This is a genomic window from Verminephrobacter aporrectodeae subsp. tuberculatae (assembly GCF_026127385.1).
Taxonomy (GTDB): domain Bacteria; phylum Pseudomonadota; class Gammaproteobacteria; order Burkholderiales; family Burkholderiaceae_C; genus Acidovorax; species Acidovorax aporrectodeae.
The window spans coordinates 74761-92405 of the sequence record NZ_QZCX01000001.1 but is presented as its reverse complement, the minus strand read 5'-3'; the positions used below and the strand labels follow the sequence as shown (position 1 = coordinate 92405).

Here is a 17645-nt window from a genome sequence, read left to right as displayed (position 1 = left end):
CCTGCTACCGCGCCGCCAGCTCCGGCGTGACGGAGGCAACGATCGAGGCGTCGAGCGCCTCGTAGTCGGGCAGACCGATCGTCGCGTAGAGCTCCGCCCGGGTCTGCATTTGCCCGACCATGCCGTGCGCGCCGCCGTCGCGGGCGAGCGCCGCGTAGAGCTGCGCCTGCGCCCGGTTGGCGACCCGCAGCGACGAGACCGGCCAGATCACCATGCGGTAGCCCATGGCCTCGAACTCGGCCGCGGTGAAAAAGGGGGTGCAGCCAAACTCGGTCATATTCGCCAGCAGCGGCACCCCTTGCGGCATGCGCTGCGCGAACTCCTGGAACATCGCGGCCGTGCTCAGCGCTTCCGGGAAGATCGCGTCGGCGCCCGCCTCCAGATAGAGCTGCGCGCGTGCGATCGCGCCGCCGAGCCCTTCGCTTGCCGCAGCGTCGGTGCGGGCGACGATGTACAGATGCCGGCGCGCCGTCACGGCCGCAGCGATCTTCGCCGCCATGTCATGCGCGTCGGCGAGTTTCTTGTGGTTCAGGTGGCCGCATTTCTTGGGCAGCAGTTGGTCCTCGATGTGCACCGCAGCGGCGCCCGCGTCCTCGAAGACGCGGACCATGTGCATGACGTTGAGCGCCTCGCCGTAGCCAGTGTCGCCATCGACCAGCACCGGCAGGCCGCTCGATCGCGCCAGCTGCCGGATGAAGAAGGCGACCTCCTCGACGGTGATGATTCCCAGATCGGGCAGGCCCATCGACGCGGTCATCGCGGCGCCGGACAGGTAGAGCGCGTCGAAACCGGCGGCTCTGGCCTGAAGCGCCGCCATGCCGTTGTGCGCGCCGGGCATCCTCAGGATGCCCGCGCGCGCAAGCAGCGCGCGCAGGCGCTCGCCCGCCGGCTGCGTTGGACAATCCGCTGCAACGAGGTAGGGCATGGGCTTCAGACGCCGCTGGCGTAGAGATCGACGTAGTCGGGCACCGCCATGGCCTCGAGCTGCGCCTGATCGAGCGAGACCGCGAGGATTTGGCGCTGGCGCTTGGCGACGAAGCGGCGCGCGAGATGCGCGCGGAACTTGGCCTCGAGCAGCGCCATGGCCTCGGCGCGCCGCCGCTGGTGGCCGATCGGGTACGCCACCATGCACTCGGGCAAGCGGGTGCCGTCGTTCAGCGTGAGCGCCAAGGCGTTGGCGATCGCGCGTTTTTCCGGGTCGTGGTAGTCGCGCGTGAAAGCGGGGTCCTCGACGCATTCGATCCTCTCGCGCAGCGCGTCGATGCGCGGGTCGGCGGCCACCGCGTCCTCGTAATCGCTGGCGCTCAGGCGCCCGAAGATCAGCGGGACGGCGACCATGTATTGCAGCGCATGGTCGCGATCGGCCGGGTTGTGCAGCGGCCCGCGCTTGTCGATGATGCGCATGCAGGCCGCCTGGGTGCGGACCCGGACCGAGGCGATGTCATCGCTGCTGCGCCCCATTTCGCGCAGCTGGCGGTGCAGCGCCATGGCGGCCTCGACGGCGGTTTGGGCGTGAAACTCCGCCGGATGGGAGATCTTGAACAGCACGTGCTCCATCACGTAGCTGCCGTAGGGGCGCTGAAATTTGAACGGCTGCCCACCAAAGCAGGCATCGTAGAAGCCCCAGTGCTTCGCCGTCAGGGCCGAGGGGCAGCCCATCTCGCCGCTTCGCGCGATGAGCGCCAGCCGGACCGCGCGGCTCGTGGCGTCACCCGCCGCCCAGCTCTTGCGCGACCCGGTATTCGGCGCGTGCCGGTAGGTCCGCAGCGCCTGGCCATCGACGAAGACCAGCGACAGCGCGGCGATGACCTCGTCACGGCCGAGACCGAGCATGGCGCAGACGACGGCGGTTGACGCCAGCTTGACCAGAATCACATGGTCCATGCCCACCGCGTTGAAGGCGTTCTCCAGCGCCAGGCAGCCCTGGATCTCGTGCGCCTTGATCATCGCCGTCAACACCTCGCGCATCGCCATCGGCGCGCGGCCCGCGGCCACGGCCTGGCGCGAGCGCCAGTCGGCCACCGCGAGGATGGCGCCGAGGTTGTCCGACGGATGCCCCCATTCGGCCGCAAGCCAGCAATCGTTGAAATCGAGCCAGCGGATCATCGTGCCGATGTTGAACGCCGCCTGCACCGGGTCGAGCTGGTAGGGCGTTCCGGGAACGCGCGCGCCGTGCGGGACGATGGTTCCGGCAACGATGGGGCCGAGCAGCTTGGTGCACTCCGGGTATTCCAGCGCCGCGAGCCCGCAGCCGAGCGTGTCGATCAGGCAGTTGCGCGCCGTCTCGTAGGCGAGCGCGCTATCCACCCGGTAGTTCAAGACATAGTCGGCGATGTCGGCGAGTACGGCGTCCGGCGCCGGGCGGTCATTGTTGCTGGCTGGATTCATGAACGGGCAGTCTCTGGCTGGCGGCCAGGGGTCGAAAGCTTTAATGTCGACAATTCTGGCGGTTCAATGCGATTCAAGCAAGGGTGTTCGGCCTGAATTCCCCAATATTGTCGACAACTGTCCCTGGCGGCGTCTTTGCCGGGCATCGATCAGGGACGGATCAACCGCAACGCGCGGCGGCGGCCATTTTCCAAGCGTCTTGCACTCCGGGTACACCCTTATGATCCCGGCCTGCCCCCGCATTGCCGCAGCACACCCCTTCCATGTCCGCCATCTTCAACTTCACCTTCGTCCCCTGGTTTCGCTCGGTGGCGCCGTATATCCACAAGTTCCGCAACCAGACCTTTGTGATCGGCTTGACCGGGGAGGGCATTGCGGCGGGCAAGCTGTACAGCATTGCGCAGGACCTGGCGCTGATCCAGGCGATGGGCGTGCGCATCGTGCTGGTGCACGGTTTTCGCCCGCAGGTGAACGAGCAACTGGCCGCCAAAGGCCACGCCGCCCGGTACGCGCATGGCATGCGCATAACGGACTCGGTGGCGCTCGACTGCGCGCAGGAGGCCGCAGGCCAGCTGCGCTACGAGATCGAGGCGGCTTTCAGCCAGGGCCTGCCGAATACCCCGATGGCCGGGGCCACGGTGCGCGTGATCTCGGGCAACTTCCTGACCGCGCGGCCCGTGGGCATCGTGGGCGGCGTGGACTTCCAGCATTCGGGGCTGGTGCGCAAGGTGGACGTGGCGGGAATTCAGCGCACGCTGGACATGGGCGCCCTGGTGCTGCTCTCGCCGTTCGGCTTCTCGCCCACCGGCGAGGCCTTCAATCTGGGCATGGAAGAGGTGGCCACCAGCGTGGCGATCGAACTGCGGGCCGACAAGCTGATCTTTCTGACCGAGGTGCCCGGCATCCGCATGCAGCCCGGCGCGCCCGACGGCGAAGACAACCCCATAGACACCGAGCTGCCGCTCGCAGACGCGCAGGCCCTGCTGGCCCGCTTGCCCAGCGCGCAGCAACCCACCGACGCCGGCTTTTATTTGCAGCACTGCGTCAAGGCGTGCAAGGCCGGCGTGGAGCGCAGCCACATCCTGCCGTTTGCGGTCGATGGCTCGCTGCTGCTCGAGGTCTATGTGCACGATGGCATAGGCACGATGGTCATCGACGAGAAGCTGGAAGAACTGCGCGAGGCCAGCATCGACGACGTGGGCGGCATCTTGCAACTGATCGAGCCGTTCGAGAAGGACGGCACGCTGGTCAAGCGCGACCGCACCGAGATCGAGCGCGACATTGCCACCTACACCGTCATCGAACACGATGGCGTGATCTTCGGCTGCGCCGCGCTCTACCCCTACCCCGAGGCCAGGACGGCCGAGATGGCGGCGCTCACCGTGTCGCCACAGAGCCAGGGAACAGGCGATGGCGAGAAACTGCTCAAGCGCGTCGAGCAGCGTGCGCGCAGCATGGGGCTGGACAGCATTTTCGTTCTCACCACCCGCACCATGCACTGGTTTCTCAAGCGCGGCTTTCAGTCCGTGGACCGGGAATGGCTGCCCGACGCGCGCAAGCGCAAGTACAACCCGGACCGGCGCAGCCAGGTGCTGGTCAAGCGACTGTAGGGCACGCCGTCTCCGGGAGCCGCCGCAGTGCCGCCAGCGCGTCCGTGTCGGTGCGGTGCAGGGCCAGACCGTCTAGCAGCCCGGCCTGGCGCAGCACCTGCTCGGCGGGCAGCTTCAGTCCGCTCAGATGCAGGCTGCCGCCCCTTGACTGCATGAGGGCGAGCAACTGCGCAAAGGTTTCCACCCCGGTCACGTCGATGCGGTTCATGGGCTGGGCGAGCAGGCACAGGTGCAGCACGTCGGGATGCGCCGCCAGATGCTCCGTCACGCGCCGCTCCAGCGCGCTCGCCGAGGCAAAGTCCAGCTCCGCGTCCATGCGCAGCGCCAGCAGCCGGGGCGCCAGCGGGGGCAGATTCCACAGATGGCGGTCGCGCAGGCTGCCGTCCGGATGCAGGCCCACCTCGATGATGCGCGGGTGCAGCCGCAGGTACAGGAAATGGCTCAGGTTCATGAGCAGGCCCACCAGAACGCCCCAGTACATGCGCGGAGCCGTGGCCAGCGTCAGCGCCCAGGTGACGGCGGCGATCATGGCCTCCACGCGCGACACGCGCCACAGCCGCGGCAGCGTTGCGGGCCGGATCAGGCCGCTCACCGCCGTGATCACCACGGCGGCCAGCACCGACTGCGGCACATGGTAGAGCGCGGGCGTGAGCCACAGCAGCAGCACCAGCATCAGGCCGACGGTGAACAATGCGGCCCAACCGCTCTTGGCGCCTGCGTAGAGGTTGATCGCCGAGCGCGAGAACGAGGCGCTGGTGGCAAAGCTGCCGCACAGGCCGCTGCTGATCTTGGCCAGCCCCTGCCCGATCAGGTCCTGGTTCTCGTCCCAGCGCTTGCTGCTGCGCTGGCTCTCCACCTTGGCGCTGGAAGCGGTTTCGAGAAAGCTCACCAGCGTGACCACCAGCACCGGCAGCACCAGGTCCGTGAAACCGGACCAGGACAGGGCGCCCGGCCAGTAAGGCGCGGGCAGGCCCGAGGGCAGGGCGCCGACCACGGCGCCGCCTGCGTCGGCATAACCCAGGGCCCAGCTCGCGGCACCGGTCGCCACCACGACCACGATGGCGGCCGGAAAATGCGGCCGCCAGCGCCGCGCGAGCAGCAACCAGGCCAGGCTGCCCAGGCCGAAGGCCGCCGCCGTGAGGTCGAACAGGCCCGGCGCCGGCGTGTTCAGCAGCGCCCCCCAGTCGGTGGCACGCAGGCCCGTGAGCGCGCGCAGCTGCGAGCCCAGGATCAGCAGCGCAGCCGCCTGCGTAAAGCCGCTGAGCACCGGCGAGGTCACCAGATTCAGCAGCCAGCCAAAGCGCACCAGGCCCAGCACCAGCTGCAGCAGGCCCGAGAGCAGCGCGATCCACGCCGCCAGGGCCACCCATTGCGCGCTGGCCGGTTCGGCCAGACCCGTCAGCGATGCCCCGATCAACAGGCTGGTCAGCGCCGTGGGGCCCACGCCCAGGCGGGTGGACGAACTGAACAGCACCGCCACCAGCGTCGGGATCAGCGAGGCGTAAATCCCCGTGACCAGCGGCATGCCCGCGAGCGCGGCGTAGGCCATGCCCTGCGGCGCAAGCATCAGGCCCACGGTCATCCCGGCCCAGAACTCCCCTTTGAGCAGATTCCGGTCGGGACGGGGCCAGGAAAGAAACGGCAGCCAGCGGGCCAGTGAAGACGGCATCATGGTCATGGCCCGATTGTCGCGTGGCGCCATTTCGCTCAACCCCCCGCCCTGAGCGCACGCCTGCGCAGGGACTCGATGGCGGGCGTGGCCTCGAAGTGCTTGAGCAGCCTGGCCTTTTGTTCATCCAGCACGGTGGACGCTGCGATCATGTCGGGCCAAGCCGCATAGGCTTTGCGCACAGTTTCCTTGACGATGGAATTCACCATGGGCTCCAGCAGGCCTGGAACCTCATTGCAGAGCCGCCGAATCACCTGGGGCGATACCCGTGCATGCCTGGGCCCATCGGGCGTGAAGCCCAACGCGTGGCCCCGACCAGACAGGTAGGCGGCGTAGGCCACCACGTCGTATGCAGGGGACAGTTCGGGCGTGCTCCCATCGCGGTACAGCAGCCCGTAGTTCTTGAGGTGGCCGTCGAAGTTGCCAAGCAAATCGTTGACCACGATACGGCGCAGCATCTCGTACCCGGCCTCCAGCCCAAGCTCTGGCGTTTGCACCAGGATGCGCAGCATGGTCGAGTAAGTGGCCAATGGATGGCTGTACTTTTGCTCGGGTGGAACGCCGAGGATCTGGGCGAAGTCCTCGCAGTGGATGTGTTTGGTTCCATCCCGATCAAAGCGGCGCACCGCCAGAAACTGCCTGCCTTCACCGAGCACGAAGGGCTGATCGGCGTCGATGTTCTCCAGGGGCGCCAACTCCACCTCGCAGACATGCACTCCTGCGACAGCCGCAAGCCGCATGGAGAGTTCTTCCACCCGGGGCAAGAGCGGGTACTCCACCGTGGGCAGCTTGGCAATGATGTGCACCCCGCGCGGGTTCTTGGTTCTGGCCACGTAGCGCCCAGCAGCTTGCACCAGCGAGAGCTTTGGCTGCACCCCGGAGAGCGAGGTCGCTTCGGGCAGCGCAACGGGCGTGACGGTGGGCTCCAGTGTGTCGTTGTTTTGGGTGACGACTCGGGCCACACTCTGCTTGTCCAGCGGTGCTTGTTCGACGCAGACGGCCCCTGGCAGGTCTGTGCCGCAGAGGCTGAGCAAACCGAAGTCATCGCCCTTGTCCAAGTTGCCGATCTCCTCCAGATGGCGGCGCAGGAGCCCCTCTGGCAGGAGGTTCTGGAAGAAGATGGGCAGATTCTCGCCCTCGCCATTGAAGAACGGCTGGACGATGTATTCCGCCAGAAACATCGCACGGGCGTGTGCGTCTGCCACACGGGCGTTCTGTGAGAACACGGGGGCTGCTCCATCACTCCAGTAGTCCGGATCCGGCACCAGGCGCGTGATGGCCGTTCGGCCGGTTCCGTACTGGTACAGCTGGCCCACGAAACGCTTGCGCGTGCCGAGGAACACATGGAGGGCGCGGTATTGCATGGGCGTTCCTCTACAGGCCCTGCTGGGCGGTATCCAGCCCGACACGAGCGATAGGGGCAAGGAGGGAGCGCTGCGTCATGGAGCTTCCGGGGAATGGAAGGGGGGATGCAGAGCGGTTGCGCGGTGCTACTTGCCCGGAGTGAACGAAACGCCTGATCGCAAGCCCAAACGACGCTCCACGTCGGACAGTACGGTTCGCTCGGCCCGTGGGCCCCCCGAGAGCGATGGGGCCGCTTCCTTTGGCACGAGCACGAGCTCCAGGCCCAGCTCCGAGGCAATTGCCATGGCGTTGGTCAAGCGAGGCGCTGTCTCGCCGGCCAGGATCTGGCGCACGGCTTGCGGGGTGAGCCCCGTCCTGAGGGCCAGTGCGTTGGCAGTCAGCTTCCGGGCCCTTTGGGCGAGCGCAAGGGCAGTGGAGAACTCATTCAGGGTGCGCATGGTGATTTAACTACCGTTTTCCATGAAAACACTGGTTTTATATTCTGCATACAGCAAAAGCTCAAGCGCTATTTAAGTGTCTTTCCTCATAAAAACGACACTTAACTTGCTATTGTGTCTGCGACCACCATGGCCATGGGTGAATCCGCGCCACGCGTTGCGGGCGTACAGTCAAGTTTCTGTTGAAGTCATCCACCGCAACACGAGGAGTGAAGCATGAAGCCATTGAAAATTTCCGCGCATCCCGCACGCCGCGTTGCCAGCACCCTGGCCGTGGGCGCCGTGGCACTGGGCCTGACTGCCTGCGACAAGGGGTCCGGCGTGAGCCAGCAGTTGGACTCCGCCGTCGAAAAGGGCGAGCAGGCCGTCGCCGACGCCCGTAGCAAGGCCGAGGATGTCATGCAAAACGCACAGGACCAGCTGGAGCAGGGGGCGTCCAGCGTCAGGGGAACCATCGACGACGTCGGCATCACCGCCCGGGTGCACGCCGCACTCGCCGAGGACCCCGAACTGCGTGCCGCCGAGATCACCGTGGGCACGGTCAACGGCAAAGTGACGTTGGACGGAAAGGTCCCGACGACCACGGTCCGTGACCGCGCCGAAAGCATCGCCAAGACCGTCAGCGGCGTGGCCTCGGTGGACAACCAGTTGATCGTCCTGGCGGGTTGATGCCCGCGCGCACCGGAAGAGATCGCAGGCAGGCAGCCAGCCTGCGCATCGAATATCCCCTGTAACCATCTCCCCTATTGCTTGACGCAGCCAAGCGAGGCATTTACAACCCGACCATGCCCCTCAACTACTATTGCGTGCCCACCTCGCTGGAGTACTTTGCATCGCTGGTGCAAAGCGACGATCACTTTCCGCTGCTCGAAGCTGCGGCCAGTCTGGCGCAGGACGAGTACCCGGAATTCGACGTGCAGCAGCTGCTGGGCGATATGGACCAACTGCTGGCCCGCGCCAAGCGCCGCCTGCCGGGGGATGCCCCCGCGCTGCTGCGGCTGCGCACGCTGAACCAGTTCTTTTTTTCCGACCTGGGCTTTGGCGGCAACGTCAACGACTACTACGACCCCGAGAACAGCTACCTCAACGCCGTGCTGCGCACGCGCAGGGGCATTCCGATCTCGCTCGCCGTTCTCTGGATGGAACTGGCCCAGGGCCTGGGCCTGCACGTGCAGGGCATCGGGTTTCCCGGCCACTTCATGGTCAAGGTCCTGCTGCCCAAGGGGCAGGTGGTGCTGGACCCGGTCTGCGGCCAATCCTTGAGCCGCGAAGAACTGCTCGAGCGGCTCGATCCCTACAAGCGCCGCAACGGCCTGGCGGACGACTGCGAACTGCCGCTGGGGCCGTTCCTGGACGCGGCCACGCCGCGCGAAATCATCGCGCGCATGCTGCGCAACCTCAAGGAGGTGCACCGTGCGCAGCAGGATTGGCAACGCCTGATCGCCGTGCTCGACCGGCTCATCGTGCTGCTGCCCAAGGCATGGGGCGAGCGGCGGGACCGGGGGCTGGCCCACGCCGAGCAGGGCAGCATTGCGCAGGCCGTGGCCGACCTCAGGGTCTACCTGGACCACGCCCGGAGCGGACCGGACATCGACCTGGTTGCGAACCATTTGCGCGCACTGCGCAGCGCCAGCGGGTAGAGACCGCTGAAATCGGAAAATCCATCCGCGCTCAGTTCTGTTCCCACGGGGGTGTGGGCAGCCAGTGCGATCGGAGAAATTCGATAAAAGCCCGGATCTTCGGTGACTGGTAGCGCCCCGGCATATGCAGGATGAACAACGCGTTTCCGGTGGAACCCTCTACCCGGTATTCGGGCAGCACGCGGTGCAGGCGGCCATTTTTCAAGTCCGCTGCCACGGCATAGCGCGGCAGTAGCGCGACGCCCATTCCGGCCAGCGCCAGTTCCCTGGCCGCCTCGCTGCTGTTCACCGACAAGGAACTCGTCACGCTGACCGCATGGGCGATACCGCCCCTGAGCAACTGCCAAGTCGTGTGCCGATTCCGAAACCCATAAAAGAGACAGTTGCGCCCCGCCAGATCCTCCGGTTGACGAATCACCGGGGCCTGCGCCAGCGTGCCGGAAGCCGCGACCAGCACATGGCTCAGGTCGCAAATTCTGGCCGCCGACAGGTGCTGGGGCGGCTCGTCGCAGAGGCGGATCAGAAGATCAAAACCCTCCTCGACCAGGTCCACCGAGCGATCGAGCAGACAAAGCTCGACCTGGACCTGCGGATAGCGCCGGATGAACTCAGGCAGCAGGGGAACCAGCTGGAGACGGCCAAAGGCCACCGAGGTGCTGATGCTCAGCACACCCGAGGGGACAGCGAGGACATGCTCGACATCCGACCGTACCCCGTCCAACTCCTGAACGATGCGTACCGCACGGTCATGGATGGCCCGCCCCACGTCCGTAAGGCTGACATGCTGGGTGCTTCGATTCAGCAGCCGCAGGCCCAGGCTGCGCTCCAGGTCGCGCAGCTGGCGGCTGATCACCGCCTTGTCCTGATCCAGCGCACGCGCCGCCGCCGAGATCCCACCGCACTCGACGATTTTGGCAAAGGTAAGCATCCAGCGTGCCGTGCTCAGGGTGCGGTGTGGGGCAGCCATTGTTGTTCCTGCGTCAACAGGCAATTGATGTTCCGGAGGTTTCCGGAGGGTAGCGAAGTCTACAGAATGGGCCTCGATGAGTCGCGTGATCACCACGGTTTTGATTGAAGAGGAACACCATGACGACAGCAAGCCTTGCAGGTCGAACCACCGACCACCCCTATTTCTGGCCTACCGTGTTCATACTCATGTGGAGTTCCGGATACGTGGCCGGGAAAGTGGGCCTGCCTTACGCCGGACCATTCACCTTGATATCCATGCGATTCGCCAGCGCAGCGCTGATATTGCTGCTTGTATCGATAATCACAGGGGCCTCGTGGCCTTCCAGACCAAAGGATTATCTGCATCTGGCTGCAGTCGGCCTGCTGGTGCAGGCCTTGCAATTTTCAGGTTTGTACCTGGGGCTGAGCCTGGGCGTGGCGGCAGGGACATCGGCCGTCATGGTGGGAATGATGCCGATCTTTACCGCGATTGGCGCCATCGTCTTTCTGGGCGAGAAAGTCAGTCCCAGGCAAGCGCTTGGATTCTTGGTCGGCCTGCTGGGTGTGGCCCTCGTCGTGGCGCACAAGATGGGCGTCAGCGACGCGCAGTGGGGCGGTTATCTTGCCATTTTGGCGGCACTCGCCGGCATCACGATCGGAACGCTGTATCAGAAGAAATTCTGTGTGGGTATCGATCTGCGCACTGGTGGGTTCGTGCAACTCACCGTCGCCAGCCTGGTTGCAGTTCCCATGGCCTTGTTCGCCGAGGAATTCAGGGTTATTTGGACCGCTGAAGTCATGGGCTCCATTGCATGGCTGAGCCTGATCAACTCCATCGGAGCGGTAAGCGTGCTGTTCATGCTGGTGCAACGTGGCCAAGCCAGCCAAGTCGCCGGCCTGTTCTACCTGATTCCCTCGGTCACGGCGGTCATGGGCTATCTGGTCCTCCATGAAACACTGACCCCATTGCAGGCCGTGGGATTTGCTGTCTCCGCAATAGGCGTTTACCTGAGCACCCGGAAAACCCCCTGAACAGCCCCCTGATTCAGCGGCGCTCCACGCTCAGCGCCACGACGCCGAGGTCACGAAATGCAGAGGCAAGCTGGCGGCCCCGATGCTGAGACTCAGGTCGCCGGCTAGCACCGCCATGCCCGCAGTCCGCATCAGGACATGCATTCAGCCGCCGAGCGTGACGTTTGCGTCCTTGATGACCTTGCGCCAGAGGATGCTTTGCGCGGCGAGCAGGTCGCCGAAATCCTTCGGGTTGCCGTAGACCATCTGTATGCCCAACTGCATCATGAGCTTGCCCACGTCGGGCTCCTGCAGCATGCGCTGGATCTCGCCCGAGAGCTTGTCGACGATGGGCCTGGGCATGCCCGCGGGGGCGACGATGCCATACCATGTGCTGCCCTCATAGCCGGGCACGGCGGAGGACAGCGGCGGGATGTCCGGTGCCAGCGGAGTCGCACCGGGCGTGGTCACGCCGAGCGCGCGCAGTCTGCCGGCACGGATGAACGGCAGAGCGCCAGGCAGGCTATTGAACGACAGCGGAATCTGCCCGCCGACCACGGCAGACGCGGCCTCCGACGACCCCCTGTAGGGCACATGCCGCAGTTTGACGCGCGCTTCGGTATTGAACATCTCGCCGAGCAGGTGGTTGAACGAGCCGACGCCGACAGAGCCGTAGTCGATGCCGTCCGGGTTCTTCTTCGCCATGGCGATCAGTTCGGCCGTGCTCTTGGCCTCGAAATCCGGATGCGCCACGAGCACGAATGGACCGCGTCCCAGCAGTGCGACGGGCGTAAAGTCCTTCAGGGCGTCGTAGCCGGCCTTCTCGTTCAGTGCGGCATTGATGTTGTGCGACGGTGAGGTAAAGAGCAGCGTGTAGCCGTCGTTGGCTGCCTTGGCCACGTAACGGGTTCCGATCAGGCCACCTGCGCCGACGCGGTTCTCTATGACCACCGGCTGTCCCAGCGCAATCGATAGCCTGGGCATGATGAGCCGGGCCAGCGAATCCACGCCCCCGCCGGGCGCCTGTGGCACGACGATCACGATGGGCCGGCGCGGGTAGGCCGCGTCATTGGCAACGGCCACGATGCTGGCCAGGCTGAGGGCCACAGCAGGGCCGATGCGGCGGATCGATTGCGGAATGGACATCGGTGGTTTTCCCGGCAGCGCCATGCCGCCTGATCGAGGTTTGAGGGGTGGGGTTTGGGGGTTGGCAATGGGGATGCGGCCGCGCCCCATGCGGGCGTTCATTCGGCCACAGCCATGCCGCGGACGAAGCGCCGCAGAAACAACGCGCATTCGCGCAGTTGGTCGAGCGCCACGAACTCATCGGCCTTATGCGCCTGTTCGATATCGCCGGGGCCGCAGATCACGGCCGGAATGCCGGCTGCCTTGAACAGACCGGCTTCGGTTCCGTAGGAGACCTTGCGCTTGTCATGGTCCTGCGTCAGCGCGCGCACCCGCTCCGTGATGGCGCCTTCTTGCGCGTCGTCGAGCGCTGGTGCGACGGAGATCTTGGAAAACTCGATGCGCGCGTCCGGGTGCTCGTCGCGCATGCGGGGCACGAGCACGTCGTGCGCGTAGGACTGGATCTGCCGGATGATCTCGCCGGCGTTCACAGTCGGCAGGTTGCGCACCTGGAACGAAAACTCGCACAGCGAGGGCACTACGTTGTTCGCGATGCCGCCGCTGATCATGCCGGTCTGGGCCGTCGTGAAGGGCACCTCGAAATGCTGGTCGTATGGCCCTTCGGCACGGTATTTGTCCGCAAGGTCCCGAATGAAGCAAATCATGCGCGCCGCATATTCGATGGCGTTGACACCCTGCGGCGTCAGCGACGAATGGACTGCGTGCCCGTGAACATGGCAACGGTACAGGTTGATTCCCTTGTGCGCCACCACCGGTCGCATGCCGGTTGGCTCGCCGATGATGCAACCCTCGGGCAGGACGCCGCGCGCCTGCAAGTCCATGATCATCAGCGGCGCGCCCGCGCAGCCTACTTCCTCGTCGAACGAAAGGGCAAGGTGCAAGGGCCTTGCGAGCCGCGTGGCCTGCATCTCGGGAAGCAGCGACAGCGCAGTGCCGATGAACCCCTTCATGTCGCACGCGCCGCGCGCATAGAGCTTGCCGTCGCGCGTGGTGGCCTTGAAGGGATCCGAGTTCCAGGCTTGGCCGTCCACGGGAACCACGTCGGTGTGGCCGGACAGCACGATGCCGCCCGTGGTGCTGCCGTCGTGAGCGGGCAGCGTGGCGAACATGTTGGCCTTGGTGCCCGATGCGTGGTACGTCAGCACGGGCTCGACGCCCAGGCTGCGCAAGTGGTCGCGAACGGTCTCGATCAGCCCGAGGTTGGAGTTGCGGCTGGTGGTGTCGAAAGCGATCAGTCGCTCGATCCAGGGCATGGCCGCGATATCGGTGCCTGCCGGCGGTGGGACATCCGTCATGTGATCTTCTCTCCGGGTGGCGCTGGAATTGGCATGGAGTATGCGAGCGCTCTGCTCAAGGAAAAAGCGATTTAAACTATCCCGGTCACTGGAAGAAAATTCATGTACTCGCGCCCCATGGAACGAACCGGATTCAGAGTCTGCTCCTGCGCGCAAGGGGTGGGGGCATGCTGAGCTTCAAGCAACTTGAGGCGATCTACTGGGCGTCGCAGCTTGGCACCTTCGCTGCGACCGCGGAAAAGCTCCACGCAAGCGAATCGGCCATCTCCAAACGCATCACCGAGCTCGAAGGCGTGTTCGGCGTGCCATTGTTCGACCGCACGCTGCGCAGCGCGCGGCTCACGCGGTGCGGCGAAGAGGTCGTCGAGACCGCGCGCGCCATCCTCGATCTGCGCAACCAGCTGTTCGACCGCATGGGCAAGGCGGAGCTCGCCATACGCCGCTTTCGCGTCGGCGTGACCGAACTCGTGGCGCTCACTTGGCTGCCAAGGCTGGTGGCGGCGTTCCAGCGGGAATACCCCGGCGTGTCGCTCGAACCCGAGGTGGACCTGAGCCTGGTGCTGTGCGCAAAGCTCTCTGCCGGAGCCATCGATTTCGCCATCGTTCCCCCGGTGTTCCACGAGGCCACGACGCGTGCGGTGGCGTTGAACGACTTGGAACTTGTGTGGGTCTGTCGGCCGGGCCTGGTGCCCGCCGGACGGGTGTTGTCGCTGGCACAGCTGGCGCAGTACCCGGTGCTGGCGCAGGCCGGCAAATCGGGCGTTGACGCGGTATACGACCAGTGGTTCCAGAAGAAGCGTGTGGTGCTGCGCAAGATCTACGCCGGCAATAGCCTGGTGTCGCTCGCTTCGCTCACCACCTCAGGCATTGGCGTCAGCTATTTGCCGGCGCTGTACTTTCGCGATCTGATCGAACGCGGCCAGTTGCAGGAAATTGCGCTGAAGCAAGCCCCGCCGCCGGTTCCTTACTACGGCATCTTCCGCGCCAACGACGAGGCGGCCGGCTTCAGCGAGCGCTTTGCGCAAATCTGCGTGCGCGTCTGCGATTTCGCGAAACCAGCCGAGCTCGCGCTCGCAGGCCGCTTGCGCGCGAGCCAACGCGGGCGACCGAAACCCTGAATAAAGTTCAGGTGGTCCCGTTCCATCAAATCGCTTTTATTCCCACCGGGAATCCACTACCTTTCGGCACCGGCACCGGCAATGGAACATCAGAAGATGAACGGACTCACGATCGCGGAAAAGATCCTGTCGCGGGCCGCGCGCAGGGCGGTGCGCGCCGGCGATATTGCCATCTGCACACCGGATCTGGCGATGGGGACCGATGGCTCCATCCCGATGGCGCTCGACTGCCTGGACCAGATGCTGCCGGGCGCGGCCCCGTTCTCGCCCTCCACGCTCGTGTTCGCATTCGACCACTACGACGCCACATCTGGCGCGGGGGCCCAGGCGCTTCAGCAGCGGGCGCGCCGCTTTGCGCAAGTCCACGGCATTGCGGTCGTTGAGGTCGGCGAAGGCATCGGGCACCAGTGCATCCTGGAATCGGGTGCGGCGCGGCCCGGGCGCTTGATGGTCGGCGCCGACTCGCACGCCACGTCCTACGGCGCGGCGAACGCGTTTGCGACCGGCATCGGCTCGTCGGACCTCGCGGGGATCATGTTGTGCGGCCAACTCTGGCTCAAGGTGCCCGAGTCGATGCGCGTGGTGGTTTCGGGGAACTTGGCGCCGGGCGTTTGCGCCAAGGACATCGCACTGACGCTGGCTCGCCGCATGGGCTCCGATGGCGCCAACTACCGCGTACTGGAGTTTCAGGGGCCGGGCGTGGCCACGCTCGACATGGACGACCGCATCGTGCTGGCCAACATGGCGGTCGAACTCGGTGCCAAGGCCGGCATCTTTCCGTTCGACGGCACCACGCAGCAATGGCTGTCAGCGGTCTTTGGCGGGCGGCCGGAGCCGGAGCACGCCGATGCCGATGCGCACTACGCCGACACGATGCACCTCGACCTGGCCAGCGTGGTGCCGCAGATCGCGTTGCCGCACCGGGTCGACAATGTGATTGATTTGCAGGATGCCCCGCCGACGCCGATCGATATGGTGTACTTGGGCACCTGCACCGGTGGCCGCGTCAAAGACTACCGCGAGGCGCTCGACGCGTTGCAGCGCTACGGCCGCATTGCGCCCGGCGTGCGCCTGGTTCTTGCGCCGGCTTCGGAGTCGGTGCGGCGCGAACTCGAGCGCAGCGGCATGCTCGATGCCTTCGTCTCTCTGGGGGCAGAACTGCGCCCCCCGGGTTGCGGATCCTGCTGCGGCACCTGCGGGACCGTGCCGTCCAACGGACAGAACGTGGCTTCGACGGCGAACCGCAACTTCAAGGGGCGGATGGGCAATGCCGCGGCGTCGATTTTTCTGGCTTCGCCCCGCGCGTGCGCGACGATGGCTGCAACCGGCGTGCTCTGCGCCGGCACGGTGTGGGAGTGAGCCGGTGACCCTGTTTCCCCTCGAAGGTCGCGCCCGTGTGCTCGGCAACGATGTGAGTACCGACGCCATCATCTCGTCGCGGCGCAAGAGGGAGACGATCGATCCGCAGGTACTGCGCCAGTACCTGCTCGAAGACCTCGTCCCGTCCCTTGCGGCCCCCATGCGTGCTGGCGACGTGATCGTGGCGGGCCGCAACTTCGGTTGCGGCTCGGCGATGGAGGTGGCCGTCACGGTCCCCCTGGCGGCCGGCATCCGCGCCGTCGTCGCGCAGGGTTTTGCGCGCACCTACCTGCGCAATGCGATGAATAACGGCCTGCTCGCGGTGATCGCCGACACCGAAGGCATCGCCGAAGGCGACCGCGTGCGGCTGGCGCTCGACGCGTCCGGCGGGCTCTGGCTGCGGACGGCGTCGGGCGCCGACGTCCCCTGCGATCCTCCGATTGCGCCTTTCATGCTCGACATGCTGGGCGCAGGCGGACTCGTTGCCTATCTGCGCGCGCGCCGCGGCTTTGGCGCCTGACCCTGCCCGTTCCCCGGTGCGACGGCACGGCAGGTGAGTCAAAGCCCTGGCTGCGCCGCAGGCCGTCGTCAGCGCTCGATGGTCTTGTTCCAGCGTGCGTTCCACGCGGGGCGGTTGGCGTTCACGCTGTCCCAGTCCAGGGTCACGGCGTTCTTCAGCCACTGCTTGATTTGCGCCACCTGCGCGGCGCCCTCGCCCACGGCCGGTGCCTTGGGGTTGGTGGGAATCTGCGCGCCAAACTGCAGCACATTCGCCTGGGCCTGCGGGCTCAGCAGGAACTCGGTCAGTTTCTGTGCCAACTCGGGCGCGCTGTTCTTGGCGATCACGCACTGGCCGATCATGAGCACCACCGAGCCTTCCCTGGGCTGTACGTATTCCACCGGGATGCCCTTGGTCTTGAGCACCGCTGCGGCGGTGGGCGTCAGGGGGAACAGAGCGGCTTCGCCGGTCTGCACCATCTCGGAGATTTTGGCGGAGCTGGGGATGTACTCCAGCACATTCGGGCCGATGGTCTTCGCCCAGGCGTTGAAACCAGGCTCCACGTTCCTCTCATTGCCGCCCTGGATGCGGTTGAACATCATGAAGCCATGCAGCCCGAACGATGACGAGGGGATGGACTGAAAGACCACCTTGCCCTTGTACTTGGGGTCGGCAAAGTCCATCCACGAGCTGGGGGCCGCCCAGCCTTTTTCGGCGAACATCCGGGTGTTGTAGGCGATGCCCGTCATGCCCAGGCCGACGCCGCTGGCCATGTCGTCCCGGAAGCGGGCCGTGGGGTAGATGTCGTTCAGGTGCGGGTTGGGCCGCTGTTTCTCGCACAGGCCCAGGCTGATGGCGCGCATCATCACGCCGTCGTCCAGGAGCATCACGTGCAGCTGCGGCCTGTCCTTGTTCGCCTGGGCCTTGGCCAGGATATCGGACGAGGTGCCCGGCACCACCACCACTTTCACTGCGTGCAGTTTTTCGAAGACCGGGAACACATGGTGCGTGTACGTTTTCTCCATGATGCCGCCATTCATGCCGACGTAGAGCGTCCTGGTCTGCGCACCGGTGCCGCCGGGGAGCATTGCGGCGAGGGCGGCGGTGGCCAGGAGTTTGCGGCGCAGTGGCGTGGCAGGCGGGCGGAAAGCGAAGCGCAT

16 protein-coding genes are annotated in these 17645 nt (G+C 65.7%); 7 read left to right on the top strand and 9 right to left on the bottom strand.

Going from position 1 to position 17645, the window contains the following annotated elements; all coding sequences use genetic code 11:
- Nucleotides 1–4: 4 nt before the first annotated feature.
- Both prpB and D5041_RS00265 read right to left on the bottom strand, forming a co-directional pair.
- Entirely contained in the window at nt 5–925 is a 921-nt protein-coding gene (prpB, locus tag D5041_RS00270; RefSeq protein WP_265283329.1) for a methylisocitrate lyase, read from the bottom strand.
- Between the two features lie 5 nt (nt 926–930).
- Nucleotides 931–2388: a bifunctional 2-methylcitrate dehydratase/aconitate hydratase gene (locus D5041_RS00265; RefSeq protein WP_265283564.1), complete on the bottom strand. Its 1458-nt coding sequence runs from the start codon at nt 2386–2388 to the stop codon at nt 931–933.
- A gap of 263 nt (nt 2389–2651) precedes the next feature.
- On the opposite strand from D5041_RS00265, the gene argA reads away from it, so the two are divergent.
- A complete protein-coding gene (gene argA, locus D5041_RS00260) occupies nt 2652–3998 on the top strand; it encodes an amino-acid N-acetyltransferase (protein ID WP_265283331.1) in 1347 nt (448 codons plus the stop codon).
- Here the strand turns inward: argA and D5041_RS00255 are convergent.
- The 3 genes from D5041_RS00255 to D5041_RS00245 all read right to left on the bottom strand — a co-directional run bounded on the left by D5041_RS00255 (nt 3985) and on the right by D5041_RS00245 (nt 7469).
- Nucleotides 3985–5667, bottom strand: a complete 1683-nt coding sequence (locus D5041_RS00255) for a SulP family inorganic anion transporter (RefSeq protein ID WP_456119844.1) — start codon at nt 5665–5667, stop codon at nt 3985–3987. The two genes, argA and D5041_RS00255, sit on opposite strands and share 14 nt — an antisense overlap.
- 38 nt (nt 5668–5705) lie before the next feature.
- Nucleotides 5706–7031, bottom strand: a complete 1326-nt coding sequence (locus D5041_RS00250; RefSeq protein WP_265283562.1) for a type II toxin-antitoxin system HipA family toxin — start codon at nt 7029–7031, stop codon at nt 5706–5708.
- A 126-nt stretch (nt 7032–7157) separates the two neighbouring features.
- On the bottom strand, nt 7158–7469 hold the full coding sequence (locus tag D5041_RS00245) for a helix-turn-helix transcriptional regulator (RefSeq protein WP_010106168.1): 312 nt from the start codon (nt 7467–7469) through the stop codon (nt 7158–7160).
- Nucleotides 7470–7685: 216 nt separating this feature from the next.
- Here D5041_RS00245 and D5041_RS00240 point away from each other — a divergent pair, with 216 nt between their 5' ends.
- Both D5041_RS00240 and D5041_RS00235 read left to right on the top strand, forming a co-directional pair.
- A complete protein-coding gene (locus D5041_RS00240; RefSeq protein ID WP_265283561.1) occupies nt 7686–8138 on the top strand; it encodes a BON domain-containing protein in 453 nt (150 codons plus the stop codon).
- A gap of 116 nt (nt 8139–8254) precedes the next feature.
- Nucleotides 8255–9109, top strand: a complete 855-nt coding sequence (locus D5041_RS00235; RefSeq protein WP_010106170.1) for a SirB1 family protein — start codon at nt 8255–8257, stop codon at nt 9107–9109.
- 31 nt (nt 9110–9140) lie between these two features.
- Here the strand turns inward: D5041_RS00235 and D5041_RS00230 are convergent, their stop codons facing one another.
- On the bottom strand, nt 9141–10169 hold the full coding sequence (locus tag D5041_RS00230) for a LysR family transcriptional regulator (protein ID WP_265283560.1): 1029 nt from the start codon (nt 10167–10169) through the stop codon (nt 9141–9143).
- A 26-nt stretch (nt 10170–10195) separates the two neighbouring features.
- Here D5041_RS00230 and D5041_RS00225 point away from each other — a divergent pair, with 26 nt between their 5' ends.
- A complete protein-coding gene (locus D5041_RS00225; protein WP_029554494.1) occupies nt 10196–11089 on the top strand; it encodes a DMT family transporter in 894 nt (297 codons plus the stop codon).
- Nucleotides 11090–11233: 144 nt separating this feature from the next.
- On the opposite strand, the gene D5041_RS00220 is transcribed toward D5041_RS00225, so the two are convergent.
- Both D5041_RS00220 and argE read right to left on the bottom strand, forming a co-directional pair.
- Nucleotides 11234–12214, bottom strand: coding sequence for a tripartite tricarboxylate transporter substrate binding protein (locus D5041_RS00220; RefSeq protein ID WP_010106178.1), 981 nt, complete (start codon nt 12212–12214; stop codon nt 11234–11236).
- Nucleotides 12215–12312: 98 nt separating this feature from the next.
- Nucleotides 12313–13467 carry an acetylornithine deacetylase gene (argE, locus tag D5041_RS00215; protein ID WP_407702241.1) on the bottom strand — a complete coding sequence of 385 codons (1155 nt, stop codon included), beginning with the start codon at nt 13465–13467 and terminating at the stop codon, nt 12313–12315.
- Between the two features lie 209 nt (nt 13468–13676).
- On the opposite strand from argE, the gene D5041_RS00210 reads away from it, so the two are divergent.
- From D5041_RS00210 to D5041_RS00200, 3 genes are all read left to right on the top strand, one after another.
- The gene (locus D5041_RS00210) at nt 13677–14627 is read left to right on the top strand and encodes a LysR family transcriptional regulator (protein WP_265283558.1); all 951 of its coding nucleotides are present in this window, start codon (nt 13677–13679) and stop codon (nt 14625–14627) included.
- Nucleotides 14628–14723: 96 nt separating this feature from the next.
- Complete coding sequence (locus D5041_RS00205; RefSeq protein WP_265283557.1) at nt 14724–15986, top strand: 3-isopropylmalate dehydratase large subunit; 1263 nt, start codon at nt 14724–14726, stop codon at nt 15984–15986.
- 4 nt (nt 15987–15990) lie between these two features.
- Complete coding sequence (locus tag D5041_RS00200) at nt 15991–16506, top strand: LeuD/DmdB family oxidoreductase small subunit (protein ID WP_265259464.1); 516 nt, start codon at nt 15991–15993, stop codon at nt 16504–16506.
- Between the two features lie 68 nt (nt 16507–16574).
- Here the strand turns inward: D5041_RS00200 and D5041_RS00195 are convergent, their stop codons facing one another.
- A complete protein-coding gene (locus D5041_RS00195) occupies nt 16575–17645 on the bottom strand; it encodes an ABC transporter substrate-binding protein (protein WP_265283556.1) in 1071 nt (356 codons plus the stop codon).

Excerpts from the sequence above, each read along its gene's own strand:
- prpB (WP_265283329.1), bottom strand. The coding sequence starts at position 925 with ATGCCCTACCTCGTTGCAGCGGATTGTCCAACGCAGCCGGCGGGCGAG.
- D5041_RS00265 (WP_265283564.1), bottom strand. The coding sequence starts at position 2,388 with ATGAATCCAGCCAGCAACAATGACCGCCCGGCGCCGGACGCCGTACTC.
- argA (WP_265283331.1), top strand. The coding sequence starts at position 2,652 with ATGTCCGCCATCTTCAACTTCACCTTCGTCCCCTGGTTTCGCTCGGTG.
- D5041_RS00255 (WP_456119844.1), bottom strand. The coding sequence starts at position 5,667 with ATGCCGTCTTCACTGGCCCGCTGGCTGCCGTTTCTTTCCTGGCCCCGT.
- D5041_RS00250 (WP_265283562.1), bottom strand. The coding sequence starts at position 7,031 with ATGCAATACCGCGCCCTCCATGTGTTCCTCGGCACGCGCAAGCGTTTC.
- D5041_RS00245 (WP_010106168.1), bottom strand. The coding sequence starts at position 7,469 with ATGCGCACCCTGAATGAGTTCTCCACTGCCCTTGCGCTCGCCCAAAGG.
- D5041_RS00240 (WP_265283561.1), top strand. The coding sequence starts at position 7,686 with ATGAAGCCATTGAAAATTTCCGCGCATCCCGCACGCCGCGTTGCCAGC.
- D5041_RS00235 (WP_010106170.1), top strand. The coding sequence starts at position 8,255 with ATGCCCCTCAACTACTATTGCGTGCCCACCTCGCTGGAGTACTTTGCA.
- D5041_RS00225 (WP_029554494.1), top strand. The coding sequence starts at position 10,196 with ATGACGACAGCAAGCCTTGCAGGTCGAACCACCGACCACCCCTATTTC.
- D5041_RS00220 (WP_010106178.1), bottom strand. The coding sequence starts at position 12,214 with ATGTCCATTCCGCAATCGATCCGCCGCATCGGCCCTGCTGTGGCCCTC.
- argE (WP_407702241.1), bottom strand. The coding sequence starts at position 13,467 with ATGCCCTGGATCGAGCGACTGATCGCTTTCGACACCACCAGCCGCAAC.
- D5041_RS00210 (WP_265283558.1), top strand. The coding sequence starts at position 13,677 with ATGCTGAGCTTCAAGCAACTTGAGGCGATCTACTGGGCGTCGCAGCTT.
- D5041_RS00205 (WP_265283557.1), top strand. The coding sequence starts at position 14,724 with ATGAACGGACTCACGATCGCGGAAAAGATCCTGTCGCGGGCCGCGCGC.
- D5041_RS00195 (WP_265283556.1), bottom strand. The coding sequence starts at position 17,645 with ATGCGCTTCGCTTTCCGCCCGCCTGCCACGCCACTGCGCCGCAAACTC.